This window comes from Nocardia sp. CA-107356 (assembly GCF_050946365.1).
Classification (GTDB): Bacteria; Actinomycetota; Actinomycetes; order Mycobacteriales; family Mycobacteriaceae; genus Nocardia.
Genome location: NZ_CP191992.1, coordinates 9,454,338 through 9,476,024 on the forward strand (window position 1 = coordinate 9,454,338; position 21,687 = coordinate 9,476,024).

A 21,687-nucleotide genomic window follows, 5' to 3' on the forward strand; every position below is an offset into this window, starting at 1 on the left:
GTCAGTAGAAAAAACTTTCCGAGTGCGTGACCCTGAGTGTATGGGTACGGCAAATACGCCGCGCCTGCCGCGCGGAAACCTGTGGCTATTTATGGGCTAGCTCGCAGAGAATAATATTTGCCGGGATGATCTCTCTCTGGTAAGAACGAATCAACTCGGGGGAGTTAACCCTTCAACGTACCCCACGTGGAAGGAAGTACGGAAGACCGTAATAGGAGGGGCAGAAGTGACATGGACGACGGACCCGGCACACCACCCACGCCGACGCAACCGCTCCGGTTCGCACTGTTCGGGAATACCCGACCTCGGCTGCTGGGCACGCCAGATTCGCGACCGCCACAAGCTCGCGCGCCCGCGCGCCGCCGCCCACCTTCACATCGGCGCGGACATGCTCAAGAAGATCGAACACAACCAGGCCGCGCCCTCGCCAGCGGTACTGGACCGGATCGTCACCGCCTACGACCTCGATCGCGCTCAGGAGCGCTACACCCGCGACCTGGCGCGCCCCCCGGTCCCTCTGCCACCGATCGAGGAATTACGCACCCGCACCGCCACCCCCGAGCGCTGGGTAAGACTGGCCAGCCTCGGCGAGCGGGGGATCGCGTGCGCCTACATCGATCCGCTGTGGAACCTCGTACTGGCCAACGATCGGTTCACTGCGGGCCTGCCCAGCATCGAACAATTCAGCGACAACATCGCATTGTGGTTCTTCCACCCCGGCACCACGCCCGCCTCCGAACACATCGTCGTGGACCGCGACAGTGTTGCCGCCTACCTGGTCGCGACCTTGCGCGGTGCGCTCGGACGCCATCGCGACACCCCGCGCGTCCTCGCCCTCTTCCAGAACCTGCGCGGCTCGGCCACGTTCAACTCGCTCTGGAACAGCAGCATCGCGGTCGCCTACGGCCGCCGCCCTGACGACCTCGTTCACCTGCGCGACCCCAACACCGGCAAGCCGTACTCCGAAAGAGTCCAACTCGGCTACGTCCCAGGCACCCCCGACGTCCGATTCTGCATGAGCTACCGACAGCCCTACAACGGACCGGCGCTGTCGTGACCGGCCGCGCAGTGCCACCTCCCGCCGCAGCGGACCGTATCAGCGGCACAGCGCGCCGCAATCACACCCTTCGACAAAACCGGGCCCATACCCCCGAATGCCCGTACCACCGAACAGGAGTCCCGACAATGAAAGGCAATTCCCCCGCGCACGCCCACGACAGCGACGGCAATCCAGCACCTCGTGTTTCGCACACCGAAACCGCGCACGCGCTACCCCGCAGAGACAGGAAAGGTGAGACGGGACAGGCCCCCATACCGGCCGGATTACCCGATTTCCACGACTCGCTGGAATTCCTGCGCCGCCACCACCACCTGTCCCGCGAGTCCGCCGCCCAGCACGCCGGGATCAGCACCTCCTACCTCAACAGGCTCGCACAGAACCGCAAACTCTTTCCCCGCCGCAACGTCGTCACCAAACTGGCACACTCCTACGGACTCGACCCCTGCCAGCAACGCTACCTCCACGAACTGTGGGAACCCTCCGCCCACCTTCCATCCGCCGACGAGATGCGCCACCGCCTCACCAGCCTCGGCGTCCCAGCCCACCTCGACTACCTCGACACCCGCGAGGTCCTCGCCGTCTACATCGATCCCCTCCGGACCGTGCTGCAAGGCAACCAGATATTCCATCGCACGGTGCCCGGCCTCGCCGACGCAGGCAACAACCTCGCCTTGTGGATATTCACCGCCACCGCCCGCCGCATCATCGACAACTACGACGACGAAGCCCGCCTCGCCGTCACCATCCTGCGCGCAGCACTCGGACGCTACCGCGACCTCCCCCGGGCGCGACACCTGTTCCAGACACTGTGCGCCGACCCCGAATTCACCCGCCTCTGGGAATCCACCACCCTGCAAGTCGCCTACGGCCGCCCCAGCCCAGCCCCGATCCGCCTGCGCACACCCGACACCGACGAACCCCGCACACTCAATCTCGAAATCAGCGAATTCACCGACTGCGCTGACGTTCTCGTCGCCTACGGCATCTACACCCCACCGGCCAGCGCCCGCTAACAGCACCACCCCCGGAAGGACTCCTTCTAGGGTTCACACACGGCCGACGGCGGCCAGCGTCTCAAACCATGACCGACGTAACTTCCCGTCGAGCCAGGCCCTCGCCGGGTGGGAGACCACGTACCGAGCCGCCGCAGCCACGGTGCTGGTCGGGGATGAGCTGGAACTCGTAGCAGGAAAAGGGGGGCGCGACGAAACTCGGGTTTGGTTTGATGCCGCACAGGCAATGCGTGCCCGCAACAACAGCGTGACGCTGCGCCGATCCACGCGCCCACCGAGTACCAGGCACGCGCGGGCATCGTTGCAGACGGTCGAATCTGAGAGCGGCACAACCGAAGCCGGACAGGCAAGGGGTTCATCGACGGTGTAGATGGTCAGTTCTCGGCCACTGAGACTGCCGCCGAACCTGCTCGTGCGCATCGGAATCGACCCGGTCGCGCCGCTCCGCGCGGCCACGTGGATCCAAAGCCACGGCCGCGACAGCAAGCAACACCAACACGACGATGACGCCCACGATAGACCCGCCGATCAACAACAACCGTTTCCTATTCCCTCGACAGATGCGTGGCGTGAACACCGCCACCGATGATCTGATAGTCCTTGCGACACAAATACTTTCATGCCAAACCTCCACAAACCAACCCATCGGCAGCGCGGCACAGCCTGCCGAACTCGACCACCACAGCCCCCGAGGATCCTCAAAGCCCCCGAGCCACAAAGTGAGCAGAGACTCCCGAAGCCATCCCAGGAGCACGGCGCCCGATGTGACCACTGCGTAACCTCATGACCGGCGCGGAACCGCCAGTGACGTGAAAAGTGTTGTCCCGCGAGGGTTTCCGCCGATACTATCGCCCCCCTGACTGCTCGCGGCGACCGTGTATCAGTTAGGCTCGACGCCTATCAGCCATCCCCCCGGCTGATAGATGCTCGCGGCCACCGACCCTCCCCCTCCAGGTGTCGCGAGCCCGGATGCCGTCGGGCCCTCCACGCTCGGCGGCATCACTCATTTCGGCCCGGCCATCACCCAGGATGTGTCAACAACTCGCTTCGTCTGCCCCAGTCAATTTGGTCGGGGGGCAGTCTTACCGAGTTGTCGACAGGGATGCGGGAGCCCAGCTGGAACCTGGTCGCACATCGAGATCCTGGCCCGGCTGGGCGCTGTGTTGCCCACCGCATGAGGAGTTGCTGAGCGGGACCGCGATCGACGGCATGCTCACCTGCGGGATGGATGCGGTGACGGCCATCGCCGAGCTCAGCTGTTGAGCCGGACGATCACATTGTGGGGTACGGCGATCTCCATACTGATTCACAGGCTCTGCGGGGTAAGCCGAGGGCGTAGCCGACGTTCATACGCGCTCACCGGCAGAGGTCGGCCACCGACTTCATCGGGTCTGCGGGGTCGGACAAACCAGAGTTCCGTACCCAACAGCGGGCCCCGGCTCCCTCCCTGTCGTCTGATGAGGGGGCCGGGGTCGCTGCCTACCTGCGGTTGCCGCACCCCCCGGTGTTGTGTTGTGGAGATCTGGGCGCGACGCGCTCCATTCGATCACGAATTCTCTTGTGCGCCATAGCCTTCAACATACTTTCATCAAAGTATATGAAAAACACTGTCGGACAGTCGGTTTGATGTGCCCAAAACAAGCGGACGGTCATAAATCGTCTATCCGAGAAAGTCGGGACTGACCGCGCCGCGCCGCTGGATTTCGCCGAGGCTGGTCGTGGCAGCACTTCGGCCCCGGTGCAGGTCCGGGGCCGAAGCGGCTGTGGAGCGTCCTCGACTCTGTATCGAGGCTGGCCGAGCCTATCGCGGCTCGCCCCGTTCAGCGGGGACCCGGTCCGGGGGATGTCGGGGGCGTGCAGGGCTTCGAGGTCGCCGACCGGGCGGGTAAGCCGATGAGGGCGAGCCACGGCACGGGCCTATGGAAGTCCTACCGGTCCGGTGCTCGAGCAAACACCGCAGGCCCAGTACCGACCGATCGTTTCACCACGACTGGGCCTGCGGCGTTTCGACCAGTGTCCGAACTTCACGCTCGTCAGGACCCCGGCCTCACCCCAGCACACTGCCACGCCGATGTGATATGTCAAGCGCCGATGAGAAACCTCGGTCACGCGATGGTGATCCGCCCCGACTTACCTAGGTAGTGGCCCGAAGAAACTCGTTCGTTGCCGATGTGCGTTGTTCACCGATGCGACGACGGTAAGAGGTGTCGGCGGGCACAGGTGCCGGTTGGAAGCGTTCCACTACGTGGTTGATGCCCGTCAGCGACGATGGCGACCTCTGCGGTGCACAACGACGTGGAGCCGAGTCGGGCAGCGACGCCCAGTGGGGTCGCGGTCATCGACTGGATACGGGTGTTGCATGCCGGGCTCGGCTTTGCGAGCGAGGCCACGGCGAGTATATCCATCCGGCTGGCGCAGGCGGTTGTCTGCGGTGGCCGGTCGATGCGGAACTGGCTTTGATGATGACTGCATTACTACCTCTTGCCTACGGGTACTTGCGCGATGACTTGATCGGTGATCGCGACCGCGATGCGGGTGACGACACGTTGCGGGCTGCTGCCAGCTTGCTCGGCTACGAGCTGGGTACCGTGTTCCATGAACCGCCGCCGGACAGCGGAATGCTTCCACCAGCGTTCGTCGATTTGCTCCAGGAATGTCGCCGTGCCGCAGCGCACGCGGTGATCACACTGGCGGGGCACATGTCGAACATGTCGGTATCCCGGATGGTCCTGCAGGCTGTTCTGCAAGTGCGTGCGCAGGCCGTCGTCCACGAAGTCGGGCATTGAGTCTCGGGGCTGGCTGCCTCGAGCCTCGATCGGCGGACCGCGGTGTTGGGCGGCGGGACTTCCTTGGGCGTGTGAGCCGGAGCTGTTTCTACTCATGCGCAGGCCCCATATTTCCAGCGCCGAGGCCAGGGTCATGTACTGCACATACGCGAGGACGACCAGGATGCCCCCGTAGTCGCGTACCCAAGCATTCAGCCAGCCCAAGGCTGCTAAGCCCAGGCAGATCAGCACGACACCAACGACCAATGCCGGTATCCGCAGCGGCAGGAGTTGATCATCGAGACCGGCATCCGATGATGCCGGAGGGGCGCTGGCTTTGCCCGATCGGCTCGCGGGGCCGGTAACGGGAGCGGGGTCGATGGCAGGCAACGAATCGGGTGAGAAAACGGTAGTAACCACAGGCGTGTCTCCGCGCCGATGCTCCGATCGGCTGAGGTCGCGAATCGAGGTCGAGGTGATCACGAACAGTCACCGTCAGCGGCGACCAACTCGATACACAAGCTAACTAACAGTTATCCACAGCCTGACAGATACCGGCGGGGAAGGAAACCGCGATCGAGTCATACCACCGCGACGACCCGGTGATACCGAAATGTGATCTAACGCCGACGTGCGGCGCAGAGCTGGGGAAACAGACGTTCAGTTCGGTCGATCGCAGCGCGGGCACCCGCGCCCATGGTTACCGAACTGATACCTCGGCTGCCCCGGTTACCCGCGACCCGATCGCGGCGCGGGACCTGTCCGGTTCGTCGGTGTGAGGGGCGGGCACAACGGGGAGATCGACGATGTACACACCAGATTCCGACGCTGCCCCTGCCTCGATATCCTCTACCGTTCGGTCGTGGGCTGGCCGAGTTTGTCGAACATGTGCTGGAGTGTTTCGAGGGCGGTCTGGATATCGCGGCAGTGTCGCAGTTCCCGCATGATGCGTCCGCGAAACGGTGCCAGTTGTTGGGCTTCAATCGCATGGACGTGGTCGAGGTTCCATACCTGGCGACCACTTGCCGTGATTTCGGTGCGAGGACCGAAAAGCGATTCCAAATCCTGCTTGCGGTAGCCCCACAGTCGTAGGTCTACCTCGGAAACCATGCCCGCCTCCGCCAGATCCCCATCGTCGTTGACATCTTCGGCGGTACCGCGATATTCGGCCATGATCCGCTCGTCCTCGAGGTCAGACCCACGGACATCGAAATTGGCAGACATACCAAACCCCCAATACGTTCACGACGAGCCTCGCCGTCCCTGCTTGTCAACCGAAATCTACAGTGCGCCAACCCAAGACACCAGCAAGCAATCGCGAAGCCCAATGCGGCTACCGGTTTCAGCTGCCCTCGGCGCGCGCCGTGCGTGGCACGCGCCCCGAGGTCCGTAGCCAAGCGGCGCGTTCGGCAGTGGCGGCCGAACGCACCGATGTCATGGGCGGTGCTGGTCATGTTTCGGTATCCGTCGTGGCCAGCACGCTACAGCGAAGTACACCGTGGCCAGCCCTCCAACGCCAATACCCAGACATGGCGATGGCCCTCGAACCAAAGGGGTAGTTCGAGGGCCTCGACAAGAGGCTACCGCGTGACCACACTGCGACAATTCGGATTCCGCAAACCTCTCAGAGCGGTTGTCCCAGCACCCGGGCCGACCACCCATCCCGAAATACCTACACGAACGGGGTGGTCGCAGAGGCGGCCCGCATGTCAGGTGGTGTGAGCAGGGGGCTGGGAGACCCGACCCTCCTACTCGATCATCACCTTCGGGGTAGCCGGTAGTCGCTCGTCGGCACCCACGCGGCCAGGGGTAAGGACAGATCGAAGTTGGCTGGGTAGAACAACAACCCGGTTTGGGGTTCGAGCGGATAGATGTGGGTCCAGCCGCCGGTCCATTCGCCGCTGGGACCGTGATCCACCACGCAGACGTAGTCCGTGCCGGTGCGCACGATGGTGCCCGTGGGCATATCGGCGAGCTGAGTGCCGGTCCGGATCAGCTGGGCCGCTCCGACGGTAATGGGCACTAGAATTCCTTCCGATCAGGTTGTGGGGCTGTGGTTTTCGGTCTCGCCCTCGCCGGACGGCAGGTCGTCCTGCGTGGGCTGGTAGTAGTCGGTCTGCTTGTAGAGCGGGACCCTCCCGCTGCCTATCGCCTCGACATGAAAGCTGCCCTGTCGCGCAGCGCACTCGGTGCACAAACTGACAAGAAGGGTGACCTCGTCCTTCGGCACCGTGGCAAACCGGGCAGTCTCCGACAGCGATTCCATACACCCGGTGATGTCGCTGATCAGGACCATCGCCTCTTCGAAGCTCCAGCCCAACCGCATCAAGATCGCCACCGGCCACTCACCCGTGCCGACCACAGCTATGCCGGTATCAGTCAGCTTCTTACAGGCCACACAGGCACCCTCACCCACCAGCGCAGGCCGAACAGGCGGCGCGGAATCAGCAGTGCGCGACCGCGCATGTGCCGTATCGGATGATCTCCTACGCTGCGGCAACCGCGATGCGCCGGACAGCAACGCATCGCGGAAACCGTCGTAGGCGCGGCAGAGCCCGCTGAGCCGAGCCGCGCTCCCGTGGTCCGTCCCAGCGGCACGCTCGCTGCCCACACACAGCGCCGCATAGGTGATCGCGGCGGCGAACTCTCCGATGGTGCGCTCGGCCACCTGGGCATCGGGCACCGGAGCAAGCCGCACCGACGCGGTGATATGCCGATCGATCGCGTGAACGTATCGCGCGATCTCCGAGAGCGCGGCAGCGAGCCGGTCGGCAGCGATCAGCATCGCATCGATGTCGGAAGGGTTGGGATCGACAAGCATCGACAGCGACAGCCACCGCTGCTTATTCAAGGCAAACATCGCACTGATGGCGGCCGAGATCGGATCATCGGTGTCTCGACCGCTGATCGCCTCGATCAGATCATCAACGGTCGGCAACACAGAATTCGGCAGGGGCGAATGCACAAGCCCTGCAACAGGATCGGCTTGCGGAGGCGTCGACGAATCGGTCACTGGTCCTTACCATTCCCGGCGTCACGCTGGTCCGCCGCCGCGAAAACCGAGCCTTCCAATGTGACCCGCCACACCGGAACCGTGTGGACATAACGCTCACTGTGCAACCACTGACTCGTGATCGTGAGCGCGGTATTGGTGCGGCCGGAGGCGAGGTCGGTCAATGCCCGCGCGCCCTCGACGCGGCGCAGACCCTCCAGCATGGTGCGCTGCGACCGGGTCAGCCGCTCATGCGCGCCAGTCTCGATCGTGTGGTGACCGATGGCAGTCAGCGCCCACCCGGTCTGTTCCTCAGCGAAGCCGTGGCCAGTGAGCCAGTCGAGTATCCGCAGGACCTGCCCATGCTGGCGGTCGGAGGCGGTAGCCAACTCGCCCGCAGGCCGCGCGGTCCGGGTGAGCGCGCGCAGGACAGCCAGTCGCGGCAGAGTCAAGCCCAGCTTTCTCAACTCGGACAGCTTTTTCATTTCGGACAATCAAGCTCCCTTCCCAATGTTTGTCCGCCCGAAGGACACGCCGACCCAGTCGGCTATGCGCTCAACATCGCCATCGGCGTTCATGCGACGGCGATCATCGTGTACGACCTGGAAGTTGTCGGCCACAGTCCGGCGCGGGTGTGCGAGCAGTTCGCCCCGTCTGTCCCGAGCAAACGTGGTCGCGTGTGATTGCGGCGATGGTCGCCCCGGAGGCGCATGGGCTCCCCGGAGCATGCGATGGATCCGGACCAGGCGCACCGGATCTTCCAGTGCGCGGCATGCGGTGTTCACACGCGGCCGACGGCGGCCAGCGTCTCAAGTCGTGTTGGACGCAGTTCCCCGTCGAGCCAAGCCTGGACGGGCGGAAGACCGGGCCGGAGGACGTTGAATCCATCTAGGAATTCGTCGATTTCCTCCGAGGTCCGCCACACAGACTCTGCCGTGCTGCCAACCGTGTCAGCGTCTATCCGCGCCATGAGGTCGCGGCATGTGCCGCTGGAGGCATGGGTGAGGGCGAGGTAGCTGCCGGGAGCGAGGGCGGCGCGTAGCCGCGCCATGATCCCGGCGGGGTCCTCGTCGTCGGTCACGTAGTCGAGGACGCCGACCATCAGCACTGCTGTCGGCTGCGTGAAGTCGACCATTCCGCGCATGCGGAGTTTGTTGATGACGGCGTCGGGATCACGGATGTCGGCCTTCACGGTTGTCGTGCTCGGTGTGTGGTTGTACATCGCGTTGCAGTGCACGAAGACCATGGGGTCGTAGTCGATTGCGGTGAAAGACACCCCGGGCTGGATTTTCTCGGCCACATCATGTGGGTCGTTGCCGCCCGTGGAAAGCGGTATCCCAGCGCCGATGTCGATGAACTGCCGAATTCCTGCTTTGGCTGCGTCTTCCACAGCCTTCAGGAGGAACCGGCGGCTGTACCACGCTGCGCGCCTCATGTCCGGCGCGACCGCCCGCATCCGCTCGGCGACCTGCTGGTCCACCCCGTAGTTGTCCTTGCCGCCGAGCAGGTAGTTCCACAGCCGAGCGGCGTTGGGCTTGCCCGCGTCGACACCGACCGGTGTGCGCGGACGCCCAGATGCGGGCGCGGTCATGATATCGAGCGAAGCGCTGGGCCCGTGCTCGCTGGTTAACTGCTCGATCAGCGCGGCGGTTCCAGGCAGCGGAATCCCTTCCTCAGCGCCGAGTGTGCCCCCGGCCGGGTAGTGCGCGGTCATGAGCGCCTTTCTGGTGCGGCATCGAAGTTCAGGCAGTGGTGCTCGTAATGAATGTGTCGGGCGCCCAGCCGGTGAGTTCCTCGTAGGGTGCGAGGTAGTTGGCACCGCTCAGCGGTGAGCCGGGGAGGTCGGGGACGTCGAGGGCGGCGCATAGGTCTGGCATGTGGTCGATGAGGAAGCGCTGGCGCGTGGCGAGTGCTTCCTCGATCGAGGCGTTGTGCTCGCCCCAGCCCTGGACTGGGTGGGTGTTGTACCAGCCACTGTGCAGGTAGTAGATGAGGCCGAGCGCGAAGGTCTCACCGACGGTGATGAGGAGGTGTTTCGCGAGGGGCTCGGTGGTGGCGGATGCGGCGATGATCGGGGCGATAGCCATTGCCCGGTCCCCGGCGGCGACCGTCAGTGCGATGGCCGCCGTGCCTGGGCCCACGACCGGCCCGGCCGCCGTGAGATCTCCGCGGCGCAGCCCCTCGGCGATGGCCCGCTCGCGCTGGATAAGAAGCTTGACCGGCCACGGCAGGTCGTCCGGTGTGCCCGGCAACTGCGGGGTGGCGCCACCCAATAGCGCCTTTCCTGCTTTGATCTGCAGGACTTGTGTCTCCCCCTCCGCGACCATGGCCCCGAAAATGTTCTCGTGCCAGGCGCTCAGGCGGGCGAGCACGGTCGCGCCGTGTGAGGCGGTGCGCATCCGGCACATCAGCAGCACCCGCTCTGCGAGCTGTGTCATCGCGGTCTTGGCGAGCATCGACCACAACCCCATCGCGGGGTCGGTGTTGGTGGTCGCCGCGCGCATGTCGCGCAGATGACGGCCCAGGATGCTCGCGCAGTAGACCGCGGCCAGGCCGGTCGCGAGGTTGTCTTGTACCGCGTCACGGTCGGCCATCACGGTTGATCCGGGTCGGCGTTGGCGGGCGAAATTGTGTACCCCGTGCAGGGCGGCGCGAGCGCTGGCCATCGAAGCGTTCGCCAAATCGAGGCGACCGTCTCCGAGTGCGCTGATAGTGCGATGGAAGCGTTCGCGTGGGTCAGCGATGTCGCATTCGAAGCTCCCGTCTTCGGTAATGCGGGCCCAATTCCCCGCGAGCAGTGCGTCTTTCGGTATCCAGCAATTGCGGAACCGGATGAGTGCGTGAGCCATCGGCGAAAAGTCCTTGTCCGGCAACGACTTGACGTCCGCCCCCGCAGCCAAGCCGTCGACGGTCCGCAGGCGCAGCAGGAACGCAAGGACCCCCTCATCATGGCCGTGCGCGTGCAGGCGGGCGATGACGACGACGATGTTCGGTACCTTGGGGTCGGCGACATTGGGCATCGAGTACGACGCGGGAAGGTCGGGGGTGCGCAGCCAGAACCCGTTGGTCGCGGGATCCCAGACCGCCAAGTTGCGGTGATCGGCCCCGTTGGTGCCGCCGAGCTCGGTCAATGACAACACCCCCACCGCGGCGCCGGTGTCGAGATCGGCCAGGCACTGCTGCTGATACGGCGTGCCGGTCCCCAGCGTCAAAATCGCTTGTGCCACCAAGTCGATGTCCCCGGTCAGAAGCGGCAGCACGTAGGTCGCGCTGACGGCGGACTCATCGCACAACACGCCCCGCAGCTGGGGGTCGGCAGCGAGGTCTCGCACAGGCACGCCGAGCTCCTCGATCGCCGAGCGCAGCTTGACCGGCCCGCGCGCTGCGTGCTCGCTGTAGGTCAGGCCCGACACCGGGAGGTCCTTCGCTGCCCTTACCGCGTCGCGGACTCGCGCCCGTTGCACGGTGCCCGGGCCGAGCAGTGCGGTCCGCAACGCCGCGACAGGTTCGCTGCCGATGTGGGCACGGGTGGTGGTGAGATCGATGGTCATGCTGGTGCTCGTCTTCCTCGCCAGGCGACCCGCCGACAGCTGTAGCCGCGCGGCGTGCCGCCGAATCATGTTGGGTTGCGATGCCTTTCGTGTGCGTTCGGGTCCGGGGAATGTCATCGGTAGGCCGAAACGTTGTGTCGCCTGGTCTGTGTGATCAGGGCAAGAGACCGACGGCTTGGAGGGCTGTGACCCTGTCGCGGGCGACTACGCGATGGCGGGTGACGGCGCCGAGCACGGCGAAAGCCTCTTCCGGATGCCAGGATTCGCACACCACGGCCAGAGTGTTCCAATCGGCGCGCCACCGTTCGTTGTGGTGCGCCACCATGGCGCCGGTGCGGACCATGGTCGCCATGGTTTGACCTGGGTGGGGCCACCACCGGTGGTCGAACCGTACGATGGGGGTGTCGATGACGTCACACAGCGTCAGCGTCAACACCACCGCCTGCTCCGGATTCCACGCCCGGCACGCGGCAGCCAACTGCTGGGCGAAGAACTCCAGATAGAAGTGTGGGTCGTCATCGAGAGCCTGCAGCTGCTCTTGGTTCAGCCTTCCGGTGACACGGTGGTGTTCGATGAACTCGCGGTGATAGGTGTCGAGGAATCGGTGCGGGGCCAGTGTGCCGTCGCGATCGAGAGCTGGGGGGCGCAGTACGTCGATGGTCATCGCGTTGTCCTTAGATGTGCAGTGGCGGAGCTGGATTGAACACGACCGGGAATGCGTCCAGAGCGCGATGGAACGGACCCGGACGCCACACGAGTTGCTCTTTCGGGCGAGCCGGAACCAGGTCGGGTAGCGCGTCGAGCAGTCGTTCGATGGCGGTGTGGGCGATCATGCGTGCCAGAACTCGCGCCGATCGGTGACACGCGTGTGGGCCGGCGCCCCAGGACAGATGCCATTCGGCCTCGAAGAACTGGCCTGTGTTGACGGTGGGATCGTTGTTGCAGGCGGCCATGCTGATCACGACAGGCTGATTTGCCGGGAGCCAGATGCCGTCGACCTTGATGGGTTGCGGCGGGTAACTGAGGCAGAGGTTCGTTATCGGCGGGTCTTTCACCAAGATCTCGATGAGCGCGTCCGCGATCGGCGTGCCGTACGACTCGCGGCTAGTGAGGAACCGGTCCTCGGTCACCATGAGTAGCACCGTGTTGGCGATCAGATTCACCATCGGCTCGATCCCCGCAGCGTAGAGGGTGACCAGCTGGTTGATGAGTTCCTCGTCGGACAACCCGGAGTCATGGGCGAGCAGCCGCGTGGTGATGTCGTCACCAGGATTGGCCCGCTTGTCCGCGATATGACCGCCCAGCGATTGGACAAGTACCTGGTTGACTTTGTCGGTGTCGGTGGTGGAGTCGAACATCCTCGCCAGCGCCCAGGCGACATCGGCTCCGACGTCATCGGTGCAGCCCAGCATTGTGTTCATCACCGAGAAGGCCAGTGGCCGTGCGTAGTCGACGATGACATCGGCTGTTCCGGCGCGACAGAACTTATTGATCAACGGCGTGGTGGTGGCGATCACCTGATCGCGCAGGCGGTGCGGGTCGACGCCGTCGAGTCCAGCGGTGTTGGCACCGCGATAGAGAGCATGGGCGAGGCCCGCGCTGCGCAATGCGTTGGGTCGCCACTCCAACATCGGCTTAACCGGGCTGTCTGCGGGAATGGTGTCCTGCCATGCGCGGGGGTCGGCGGGAAAGTGCTCGGGATCGGTGAGGATCCGCACCGCGGTGTAGTACTTGATCACCAGTGTCGCGGGCACGTCTGGTGCGAGTTCGACCGGGACCAGTGACCCGTACTTTTTGTTCCGCATGTCCTGGTAGGCGGCGTGCGGGTCGTTCGCGAACTCGGGGGTATGCAGCAGGATTCGGGGACCGACCTGTTCGATCGGTGTCGAAGCTGCCCGCGCAGGAGCAGCAGCCGCAGGGAAGTTCTGCATCACGGCAGGGGTCTCCTATCCAAGCTCGAGCTGAGGGCAGGGGCCGAACCTGACCGGTAGCGCGACCACAGCGCTGAGGAAAGGGTTCGCCACCCGCTTCAGACTCTCGACGGGTACAGCCAGCTCGATATCGGGCAACGCGTCCCACAGCTGAGCGAGCGCCTCACGCGCGATCAGCGTCGCCAGCGACTCTGCCGGGCACCGCTGTGCTCCCGCACCGAAAGACAGGTGCGCGCGGTTGCCGCGGCCCGTGCGTTCATCGCCCACGGCGGCGGGATCACTGTTGCACGCCGCCACGCCGACCAGTACCGGTTCGTGCTCGTGCACCGTGCCGCCGTCAAGGATCTGCATCTGCCGTGGGAAGCGCGCGAACGCGATCGCCAGCGGCGGATCGCTGTAGAGCACTTCCTCGATCGCTTCCTGGGGCGACAGTGCCCCACCAACAGCATCGTCGCCGAACGGTTCGTCGGTCATCGCCCGCAACACAGCATTGGCGATCAGGTTCCACGTCGGCTCGGTAAACCGGTACAGCATCGCCAGCTGGCAGATGACCTCATCAACCGACAGCCCCGACCGATGCTTCAGCAGCCACGACGTCACATCCATACCCGGAGCGGCCCGCTTGACCGCGACGGTCTCGCTCATCGCCTCTTCAAGCATCCGGTTGCCCTGCTTCACCGACGCCGGATCAGTGGCTCGCAGCGTCATGATCGCGTTCACTGCGTGCCGCCCCGCCTCCGGCGATAGACCCAGCACCTCATGAACCACGTCGACAACCAGCGGTCGCGCGAACTGGCCCACCAGATCCGCCGAATCCCCTCCACAGAAGCCGTTGATCAGCTCGACCGCCACACGTTCGACTGTGTCCCCTAGAGCGAATTGGTCGATGCTGGCGAGGGTTTCGCTGATGGCGAGCCGGTACCTCGAGCGTGTCGCCCCCGAGCTGTGCAGGGCGTCCGGCCGTGGGCCCAAGATCGGCAGAGCGGGGCAGTCGGGAGGCACCTGCTGCGCCCAGGCCGTCGGATCGGTCGGATACCGCTCCTCGTGGGTGAGGATCTCCAGTGCATCGCGATATTCGGTGACCAGGGTGGCTGGTACCCCGATGTCCACCGGGACCAGAGACCCGAAATGCTGCCGCAATTCCCGGTACGCGGCCTGCGGGTCCGCCGCGAATTCCGGCCCGTATATCGCGCACCGGGGCTCGCAGGTGTCGACAGGCGGTCCGTGTCTGATCGGACATGCGCTCCGCTGAGGTGGAGGGGCTGGGGTCGTCAAAGGGTCACTCCAAACGATGAGGGAAACAGGTGATGCTGTGGTCCGCGATGGTCGACAAGTAAGAGGTGCGGTTTGTGTCCCATCAAGCTCAGTCGACGCACACAGGTAACGACCACCGTCAGCGCTGCTGAACTGTGTCGAAATGTGCGTGGGCCCTGTCGAATTCGGTCGAATTCGACAGGGCCCACGGTCATCTATCCCCCCGGGCGAGGACCGGGACCACTACGCTGCCGAGAATGGGTGGGACACAACCGAATGCCGAACTCCGCCGTCTGCTGGAGGAGATCGGCTGGTCACCGCGCGAGCTCGCGCGCCAGGTGAACCGTGTGGTGTCTGCTGATCGGCGAGTTCACCGCACTACTCCGTTCACGTGGCTTGAGGGAGTAGTGCCGCGCGATCCGTTGCCTGCGGTCGTTGCTGGCGTGCTGACCGAAGCGCGAGGCGAAATCGTCACCGTCGAGCACTTGTGGCCACGGCGGGCGATGCCCACGCAAATGTGGTTACCTGCGGTCGCTCAGATCGGAGACGACCGGTGGATGCCCGCCGACACGGTGGCGCTGCTGGACAAGTCCGAGGCTGCCGCCGCGACATATTTCGCGGTGTCAGGCACCGCGCTGACACCGTTCGCTCGTTCGTGGGCATTCACCGACCACCCCCTGATCCCAGATACGGCAACCAGTCAGCGTGTCAGCCTGACCGGTCAGTTCATCGACTACCTCGACCGTGATCTGGCGCAACTGAGGAGACTCGACGACGGCCGCGGCGGTGAGCTGGTCATGCGCGCGATAGCCCTCCGACTGACGCAGGTCATCGAACTGCTTCGGGACACCACCTATACTTCCGGTGTGGGGCGGCGACTGATGTCGCTCGCGGGCCAGATGGCTCAACTCGCCGGATGGATAAACTTCGATCTCTCCCACCACGGCACCGCTCAACGGATGTATCTGCTCGGCCTGCGTGCCGCCACCGCGGCTGGTGACCGGCAACTGGGCGCGCTCATCCTCAGCTGCATCGCCTTTCAGCAGACCTGGCGCGAACGCCCCTACGACGCCGTATCGATCATGGAAACCGCCCAGCAAGGGCTCCGAAGTGCCGCCACGCCCCGGGTGCGGGCACTCATCGCGATGCGGGAGGCCCGAGCATTCGCCACCAGCGGCATGGTCTCCGAGACATCCGCCGCACTGGACCGCGCCCACGAAGCAATCGCCCTCGGACCGCACGACAACGACCCCAGTTGGGTGTACTGGATGGATCCGACCGTTCTCACCAGCGAAGCCGGCCGATGTTATCTCCATCTCGGAGATACACCACGCGCGGAAAGACACCTCGCCGACGGGCTCGCCCGCCTCGGTGACGACACCACCCGCGACCGCGTCCTCTACGGGCTGTCCCTAGCACTGACCCACACCCGCGCCGCCAATGGGCAACAGGACCTCGCGCTGGCATGCTACGAAGCAGAGCAAGTACTGCCACTGCTACCGCACGTCGGCTCGGCCCGCTGCCGCCACCTCATCGACACGATCCTCACCGAACTACGACCACATCGGACCACCGCGGCCGTGCGTGAGTTCTTCGACAAATCCGAATCACTGCTACCGCCAGCGATCTGCTGAGCCTAGGATCTGGCGAGCCAGTCAAACTGGCTTACATGCACGATTCTTCACCAGCCACCACGGTGGCGGAACTCCGCGCTGAGCCGTACAACTCCCCCGCCGCCACAGCGATGATCGAGGCGGCCAACCGCGCCAACGAAGCGCTATACGGCCATGCGGATCAGTCCCCACTTTCCCCCGACGAATTCTCCCCACAGCACCGAGGGCACTTCGTCGTTGCCTACCTAGACGGTGTCCCGATCGGATGCGGAGGCTTCCGACGCCACCGCGAGGACCCGACCGGCGCCACCGCCGAGGTCAAACGCATGTACGTCGAACCCCACGTGCGCCGCCGAGGGATCGCACGTCACGTCCTTACCCGACTGGAAACTGACGCCCAGACCGCCGGATACCACGCGGTCATCCTCGACACCGGCAGCAAGCAATCCGACGCCCACGCCCTTTACGAGGCGTGCAACTACCACCGCACCGCCGGATTCGGCATCTACAAAGACAAGCCCGGCAACCGCGCCTACCTCAAGACACTCCCTCATCCATCCGAGCGCATCAGTCGAACCGGTCCCTGAGCGTCGATCTGAATCCCCCTGCCTGACGGTCAATTTGCACAGAAGCACTGCGCCGATCTTGGCGAGGTCGCGCCCTCCCGTCTGCACAACCACAACCACAGCCCGTCACGCACGCTGATCGTGAGGTTCAGCCACCCTCCCGGTCATCATGGATGCCGACCCCGGACCAGGTGCATTGCCCGAGGTGCGCGAGGCTGCTGTGCGCGCCGATGGCCCCGCCGTCCAGCGCGACCAACATGTTTTGGCACAGCACACTGGGGCAGCGGACCGCCACCAGTTGCCCGACGGGTGGCACCGGGCCTGCGCGATGGCGGCGCGAAACGCGTTGATCCATGGGCCTTTTCGTTCCTCGCTAACGGACGCGTTCCTTGGGGCGGCTTGTCTTCGGTGTGTTGCCAATCACTGCCATCAATCATCGGGGCACGTCTGGTTGTCCCGGAACTGGGAGACCACCCTGCCCGCTGCACGGATCTCGTCGGTGAATTTGCCGCCGGGGGTTGGGGTTGCGGCGGAGTGGTAGTGCTCGATGGGGTCGGCGGTGGGAAAGCGTTTGATGCTCAACGTGCGCCACAGGTTGCCGTGGGAGTCGGCGATCAGGACCACACCGAGGGCGCCCAGCAACAGGTCTTCGTCGTCGAGTACGCACCCGAACCCGAATGTCCGTGCCCGAACGCGAGGCATCGAATCCAGGAACTCGGTGGCGATCTCGGCGAACGTGCGGCGACGCGGGTACTCCTCCAAGTGTGTGAAGCAGAGCTGGTAGTCATCACTGGTCTCAGCGGTGAGCACGGCGAAGAACAGCGGTATCTTGCCCCAGGAATGCAGCTGGGTGTGGACGGTGCGGGCCAGCTGGGCGATCCGTTCAGGTGTCGGATCGGGCGTCGTTGTCATTGGGTAGGGAAATCCTCGGGTCTGGAAGACGGTGGCCCGCGCCCCGGGCATGAACGCTTCGCCGAGCTGGGTGCGAGTTCGGTTGCGGATATCGGTCGGTCGGGCCGTGCGTGGCCAAAGGCTGATCAGCTCGGGTTGTTGTGCACCGAGTGTCTTTGGCCAAGGCCAAAGGTCGCTTGTGCCGTGTGGTGGAGCCGGGTGTAGTGCGCACGGGCTTGGATGAGCGCGGTGCTCGCCTTCTGGTGCAGGAGGATGTCCAAGGGGGATTCGCTGTAGCGGGTGGTGCGCCGGTATTCCCACCAGGCGCGAGCGAGCTTGTCGACGGCCGGGCCGATGTCCCCCCGGGCGGCGGCACGGTTGATGCGGTCGATCAGGTCCGCGCGTACCAGATCGCCCATGTCGAAAACTCCGACGTGCCACAGCACTTGCGATCCGGTGTCGCCCTGGTCGGTGACGACGCGGTCGGGTAGTACCCAGTCGTCGGTGGTGGCCAGCAGGAACCCGGCTCGCAGAATCTGTCCGGCTGGGTGGTCGTCGGGCACGTCGCCGCTCATCGCTGCGACCAGCTCGCCCACTGTTGGTAGCGGTGGAGTGCAGACCACTGCGAGACGGTTATCGTCGAGGGTCGTCAATCGAGGCTCTCCAATGCGGTCGGTATTCATCAGCGGGTGCTGCGCCCGGATTCCCACCACGCCGCGCACTGGGCCGACAGCACTGCATGCATGTGCTGCCAGTGGCTGCCGCTGCGGTGGTGCAGGGCCAAGACGACGTGTTCGTGAACGCAGAGCCGGACGTCGGTGTACTCGAAACGCACCGTCGCCCGGGGCACGGCGGGATTCGGGAACGGTTCGTTGATCCAGTACCCGTCGAGAGATTCCACGAAGACCTCGCCGAGGTAGCAGCCGAAACGCGCCAAGGTGTCATCGCCGGGGGCCGCGTCAGCGAAGGTAGCGAAGCGCGTCAGTAGCGCGTGCTCGGCGGTCCGCAGTCCCGCTGTGGAGTGGCGGTCTTCCGGCATGGCGGGTACGTCGTGTGAGAAGAACGTGTTCAGGCGTGTGTGTTTGTCGCTCATCCAGTCCAGCCACGCGGTGTCGAGTTGGTCCTCCAGTAACCGGCGCGGTGGTGTCGGTGTGGTCGTCATCGCGAACTCGCTTGCGTTGCTGCGGTTTCCACGACACCGACGACGGCGGCCAAAGAGGCCCTGTACTCACCTGCGGGCGGATGCAGCCAGCACCGCTTGTCGCTGCCCGGAGTCGGGAGCACGATGACCGCGCCGGGATACAGCGGGCTGGCACCGTAGCGGAACAGATCGTTGGACAACTGGGTGGTGTTGTCGGTGGGCGTCGGGGGGTCGGTCAGAAACACCCACAGGCTGCGATTGACGGAGAACACCGGGGTGGGCTGCGCGGCGAGTAACGCGGTGATCTGGCGGCCCAGGCGTTTGGTCGTCACGATCGCCGAGACCTGGCTCGCGATCATGCAGATAGCGCCATGATTGTCACGGAATGTGTTGAACCCGAACTCTTTTCGATACATGCCTCGGCGTTCTTCGATCACGGCATCGGTGTCGATGTTGTCGATCCCAGCAGTGGTTGTGGTCATCGCTTTTCTTACCTCCGTTGATTGCTTTCTCACTCGGGCCGCAGGTGCGGCAGGGTTTGGCGGGTGCGGGGCAGAAGGCGAGCGGCTCTCGAGGCTGACCCGGGGATTGGTTATGTCCACAGCTGGGCGCACGGCAGAGTGGGCAGATCCGCAGCGAGGTTGTCATCGACGGTGACGGTGAGACCGTCGATGGCGGCGAGTTCGTCTGCGACACAACCGATCTGCTCGACACAGCCCTGGAAATCCAGGGTGAGCGCACCGGATTCGATACGGATGTGGCGGATACGCCGTGGAGGTTTCACCGCGCTGCCCTCACCCCGCGCTCGCCCGGTCATGCCCGGTCGCGATCGCCGCGACCGACGAAGGCTGCGCGCCCGCTGACCGGCGGGAACGGGCTTCCACGCGGGGGTGAATCGGTTCGGCGGAACTCATCGGGCTGGTCATAGAGCCGCAGTGGTAGCTCGCAGCAGGTCAAGGTGCCGCCGGTAGCAGTTCGGGTTCTGATGGCACGACCCCCACACGACCGGTCACACAGCCGGGCAATGGCGTCGCTGACCGGTTCGCCCGCGTGGTCGCGGGTCTCATGGGTGACCACCCTCAGTGTCTCGGGATCGCGAACCAACTCGACCGTCAGCTGGTTCGCCACCTCCGGTGCCGTCTCGGAATCGAATGCGACTGCACTGCCGATGATTTCGCGCAGCAACGCATCGACCTGATCGACCATGTCACCGAGCCCGGCCCGCGCCAGGCCGATATGGGCGTTCAGAGCGGCGACTTCCACCGCACACCCCAGCGCCGCCACACGGAACTGGCACACCACGCCGGAGCGGGCCTCGTCCAGGGGCTCGGGGGGTCGCTCGTCGGGTTGGTCGGGCGCGGGGTCGGTGTAGACAACGATGATCGCGGGATGCGTCTGCGAGAGTCGGTGCAGCAGAGCTGATCTCGATGAACCGAGTCCGTCCAGGTGCCTCGGCGACGGTGTGAGGATATAGCCGCCGCCCGCGCGATCCAACTCCGCCACCAGCGACCAGAACACCGCCGTGGCTGGCCTACTGCTGAGAAGCCGGTCCAACTCGACCCCCTGACTGCGGGCCAGTTCGGCCAGGGTCGGTAGTGTCCGCCCACCGGATCGGCGATCCAGCGCCTTGAGTAGCGACCCCAGCACCTCGACCGGCGCGCTTGGCTCGCACGCGATCTTGTCCACCATCCGCCTGGATCGGGCGGCCAACGCTTCGATGTGCTGCTCAACCTCGGCCCGGCGTGCACCGACCAGTGACATCTGGAGGTAACCGAATGTGGGTGTCGTCATCGCCTGCTCACCGCCACCACCGCGTCCAGCACGACCCGCATAGCCGGTCGAAATCCATTGCGCGGTAGGAAAAGCCAACGCCGGTCACCCGAAGGTCCATCACCCCGTGACGGCAGCATGATGTAGGAGCCGCCGAGTCCGGCGTTCAGGCGCACAAGAGTGGCGAAGATCGTGTGCTCGTAACCATCCGGCGGACCGGTCACAAACGTCGTCCGCGCCGTCTGCTGGTGTTCGATCACCGGACCGAGCTGCTGGTCCATGGCCAGCCACAACGCGACCTTCGTGCCCAGCCACGACGGCATCACCACCGCATCCACCAGACCATCGACCCGGCGCACAACAATCCACCTCGACCGCGGCACGACCACCACCGGAAGCCCCAGCACCCGCCGATACGAACCGCACTGATCGGCCGTCTCGATATCCGTGGGCGACATCGCGGTCTCCACGACGTGGCGCGCGGCATCCCGCCCGCCGGACTTGTCTGACGTGTGGCTTCGTCTTCGAACTGGCGGCGCCGTCGTCACCCCCGGCCGCGATGACCGCAAACCAACGGGGCCGGTATCGGGGCTCACCATTCGCCCCTGCACGCACGGACCGCATTAATCACGTCATTCGGCGGCGGCCGATAAGAATCCTTGGGCATCACCAGCCACCGGAACTGGCCGTCGCGTGGCGTCGGCAACGGGACCTCGTGCCCGTAAGGCACGAGCCACGCTTCGACGGCCGACAGCATCCCGAAGGTAGCCACATCCCACAAGTGATGCCCGACAGCGCCGGTCAGCATCGTCCACCAGGCCCGAGCCCCGCCGTCGATCTCGATCACAATCGGGCCCTGCACTACCAGCCGGTCACGGACCCGCCGCCCCAACGGCGCGGGCATCCTCACGGCACCGGCCCCACCGACCCGCAGAAAAATCGGGCCGACGCCATCACGCACGAACGCATCCAGCCCACATACCTGCCGGTAATAGCCGCACAGCTCGATCGCCTTGTCTGCATGGCTCGATGTGCTCATCCGAAGCTCACCTGCCCGGCGGTAGTCGGATCCGCACTCCGTCTTGAAACGCACTGCATGGTCATCACCCCTGCTTGCTGGCTGTGGTCGGTCCGCTGACG

General features: G+C 65.0%; 23 protein-coding genes. 4 read left to right on the forward strand and 19 right to left on the reverse strand.

What is annotated here, in order from left to right; translation table 11 throughout:
• Window positions 1–226 precede the first annotated feature (226 nt).
• Complete coding sequence (locus tag ACQP1G_RS42385; protein WP_433195792.1) at window positions 227–1,057, forward strand: helix-turn-helix domain-containing protein; 831 nt, start codon at window positions 227–229, stop codon at window positions 1,055–1,057.
• A gap of 128 nt (window positions 1,058–1,185) precedes the next feature.
• On the forward strand, window positions 1,186–2,073 hold the full coding sequence (locus ACQP1G_RS42390; protein WP_433195794.1) for a helix-turn-helix domain-containing protein: 888 nt from the start codon (window positions 1,186–1,188) through the stop codon (window positions 2,071–2,073).
• A gap of 2,474 nt (window positions 2,074–4,547) precedes the next feature.
• Here the strand turns inward: ACQP1G_RS42390 and ACQP1G_RS42395 are convergent.
• From ACQP1G_RS42395 to ACQP1G_RS42440, 10 genes are all read right to left on the reverse strand, one after another.
• Window positions 4,548–5,258, reverse strand: coding sequence for a hypothetical protein (locus ACQP1G_RS42395; protein WP_433195796.1), 711 nt, complete (start codon window positions 5,256–5,258; stop codon window positions 4,548–4,550).
• A gap of 429 nt (window positions 5,259–5,687) precedes the next feature.
• Entirely contained in the window at window positions 5,688–6,062 is a 375-nt protein-coding gene (locus tag ACQP1G_RS42400; RefSeq protein ID WP_433195798.1) for a hypothetical protein, read from the reverse strand.
• A 535-nt stretch (window positions 6,063–6,597) separates the two neighbouring features.
• Window positions 6,598–6,861, reverse strand: coding sequence for a hypothetical protein (locus ACQP1G_RS42405; RefSeq protein ID WP_433195800.1), 264 nt, complete (start codon window positions 6,859–6,861; stop codon window positions 6,598–6,600).
• 15 nt (window positions 6,862–6,876) lie between these two features.
• A complete protein-coding gene (locus ACQP1G_RS42410) occupies window positions 6,877–7,776 on the reverse strand; it encodes a hypothetical protein (RefSeq protein WP_433195802.1) in 900 nt (299 codons plus the stop codon).
• A gap of 71 nt (window positions 7,777–7,847) precedes the next feature.
• Window positions 7,848–8,324, reverse strand: coding sequence for a hypothetical protein (locus ACQP1G_RS42415; protein WP_433195804.1), 477 nt, complete (start codon window positions 8,322–8,324; stop codon window positions 7,848–7,850).
• A gap of 287 nt (window positions 8,325–8,611) precedes the next feature.
• Complete coding sequence (locus ACQP1G_RS42420; RefSeq protein ID WP_433195806.1) at window positions 8,612–9,544, reverse strand: SAM-dependent methyltransferase; 933 nt, start codon at window positions 9,542–9,544, stop codon at window positions 8,612–8,614.
• A gap of 28 nt (window positions 9,545–9,572) precedes the next feature.
• Complete coding sequence (locus tag ACQP1G_RS42425; protein ID WP_433195808.1) at window positions 9,573–11,381, reverse strand: acyl-CoA dehydrogenase family protein; 1,809 nt, start codon at window positions 11,379–11,381, stop codon at window positions 9,573–9,575.
• Window positions 11,382–11,535: 154 nt separating this feature from the next.
• Window positions 11,536–12,045, reverse strand: a complete 510-nt coding sequence (locus ACQP1G_RS42430; protein ID WP_433195810.1) for a hypothetical protein — start codon at window positions 12,043–12,045, stop codon at window positions 11,536–11,538.
• 10 nt (window positions 12,046–12,055) lie between these two features.
• Window positions 12,056–13,312, reverse strand: a complete 1,257-nt coding sequence (locus tag ACQP1G_RS42435; RefSeq protein ID WP_433209302.1) for a cytochrome P450 — start codon at window positions 13,310–13,312, stop codon at window positions 12,056–12,058.
• A gap of 15 nt (window positions 13,313–13,327) precedes the next feature.
• Complete coding sequence (locus ACQP1G_RS42440; protein WP_433195812.1) at window positions 13,328–14,164, reverse strand: cytochrome P450; 837 nt, start codon at window positions 14,162–14,164, stop codon at window positions 13,328–13,330.
• 659 nt (window positions 14,165–14,823) lie between these two features.
• On the opposite strand from ACQP1G_RS42440, the gene ACQP1G_RS42445 reads away from it, so the two are divergent.
• Together ACQP1G_RS42445 and ACQP1G_RS42450 are read left to right on the forward strand one after the other, a co-directional pair.
• Window positions 14,824–16,200 carry a hypothetical protein gene (locus ACQP1G_RS42445; RefSeq protein ID WP_433195814.1) on the forward strand — a complete coding sequence of 459 codons (1,377 nt, stop codon included), beginning with the start codon at window positions 14,824–14,826 and terminating at the stop codon, window positions 16,198–16,200.
• Window positions 16,201–16,235: 35 nt separating this feature from the next.
• Complete coding sequence (locus tag ACQP1G_RS42450) at window positions 16,236–16,766, forward strand: GNAT family N-acetyltransferase (protein ID WP_433195816.1); 531 nt, start codon at window positions 16,236–16,238, stop codon at window positions 16,764–16,766.
• 127 nt (window positions 16,767–16,893) lie between these two features.
• Here the strand turns inward: ACQP1G_RS42450 and ACQP1G_RS42455 are convergent, their stop codons facing one another.
• From ACQP1G_RS42455 to ACQP1G_RS42495, 9 genes are all read right to left on the reverse strand, one after another.
• Entirely contained in the window at window positions 16,894–17,100 is a 207-nt protein-coding gene (locus ACQP1G_RS42455) for a hypothetical protein (RefSeq protein ID WP_433195818.1), read from the reverse strand.
• 74 nt (window positions 17,101–17,174) lie between these two features.
• Complete coding sequence (locus ACQP1G_RS42460) at window positions 17,175–17,657, reverse strand: hypothetical protein (RefSeq protein WP_433195820.1); 483 nt, start codon at window positions 17,655–17,657, stop codon at window positions 17,175–17,177.
• Window positions 17,658–17,782: 125 nt separating this feature from the next.
• On the reverse strand, window positions 17,783–18,289 hold the full coding sequence (locus ACQP1G_RS42465; protein WP_433195822.1) for a hypothetical protein: 507 nt from the start codon (window positions 18,287–18,289) through the stop codon (window positions 17,783–17,785).
• Window positions 18,290–18,318: 29 nt separating this feature from the next.
• Complete coding sequence (locus ACQP1G_RS42470) at window positions 18,319–18,798, reverse strand: hypothetical protein (protein WP_433195824.1); 480 nt, start codon at window positions 18,796–18,798, stop codon at window positions 18,319–18,321.
• Complete coding sequence (locus ACQP1G_RS42475; RefSeq protein WP_433195826.1) at window positions 18,795–19,259, reverse strand: hypothetical protein; 465 nt, start codon at window positions 19,257–19,259, stop codon at window positions 18,795–18,797. Before ACQP1G_RS42475 ends, ACQP1G_RS42470 begins: the two co-directional genes overlap by 4 nt.
• Window positions 19,260–19,369: 110 nt before the next feature.
• Window positions 19,370–19,594, reverse strand: a complete 225-nt coding sequence (locus ACQP1G_RS42480) for a hypothetical protein (protein ID WP_433195827.1) — start codon at window positions 19,592–19,594, stop codon at window positions 19,370–19,372.
• Entirely contained in the window at window positions 19,591–20,568 is a 978-nt protein-coding gene (locus tag ACQP1G_RS42485) for a hypothetical protein (protein WP_433195829.1), read from the reverse strand. Before ACQP1G_RS42485 ends, ACQP1G_RS42480 begins: the two co-directional genes overlap by 4 nt.
• Window positions 20,565–21,005, reverse strand: coding sequence for a hypothetical protein (locus tag ACQP1G_RS42490; RefSeq protein ID WP_433195831.1), 441 nt, complete (start codon window positions 21,003–21,005; stop codon window positions 20,565–20,567). The genes ACQP1G_RS42485 and ACQP1G_RS42490 overlap by 4 nt, the downstream gene beginning before the upstream one ends.
• Window positions 21,006–21,139: 134 nt before the next feature.
• The gene (locus ACQP1G_RS42495; RefSeq protein ID WP_433195833.1) at window positions 21,140–21,586 is read right to left on the reverse strand and encodes a hypothetical protein; all 447 of its coding nucleotides are present in this window, start codon (window positions 21,584–21,586) and stop codon (window positions 21,140–21,142) included.
• Window positions 21,587–21,687: the final 101 nt, after the last annotated feature.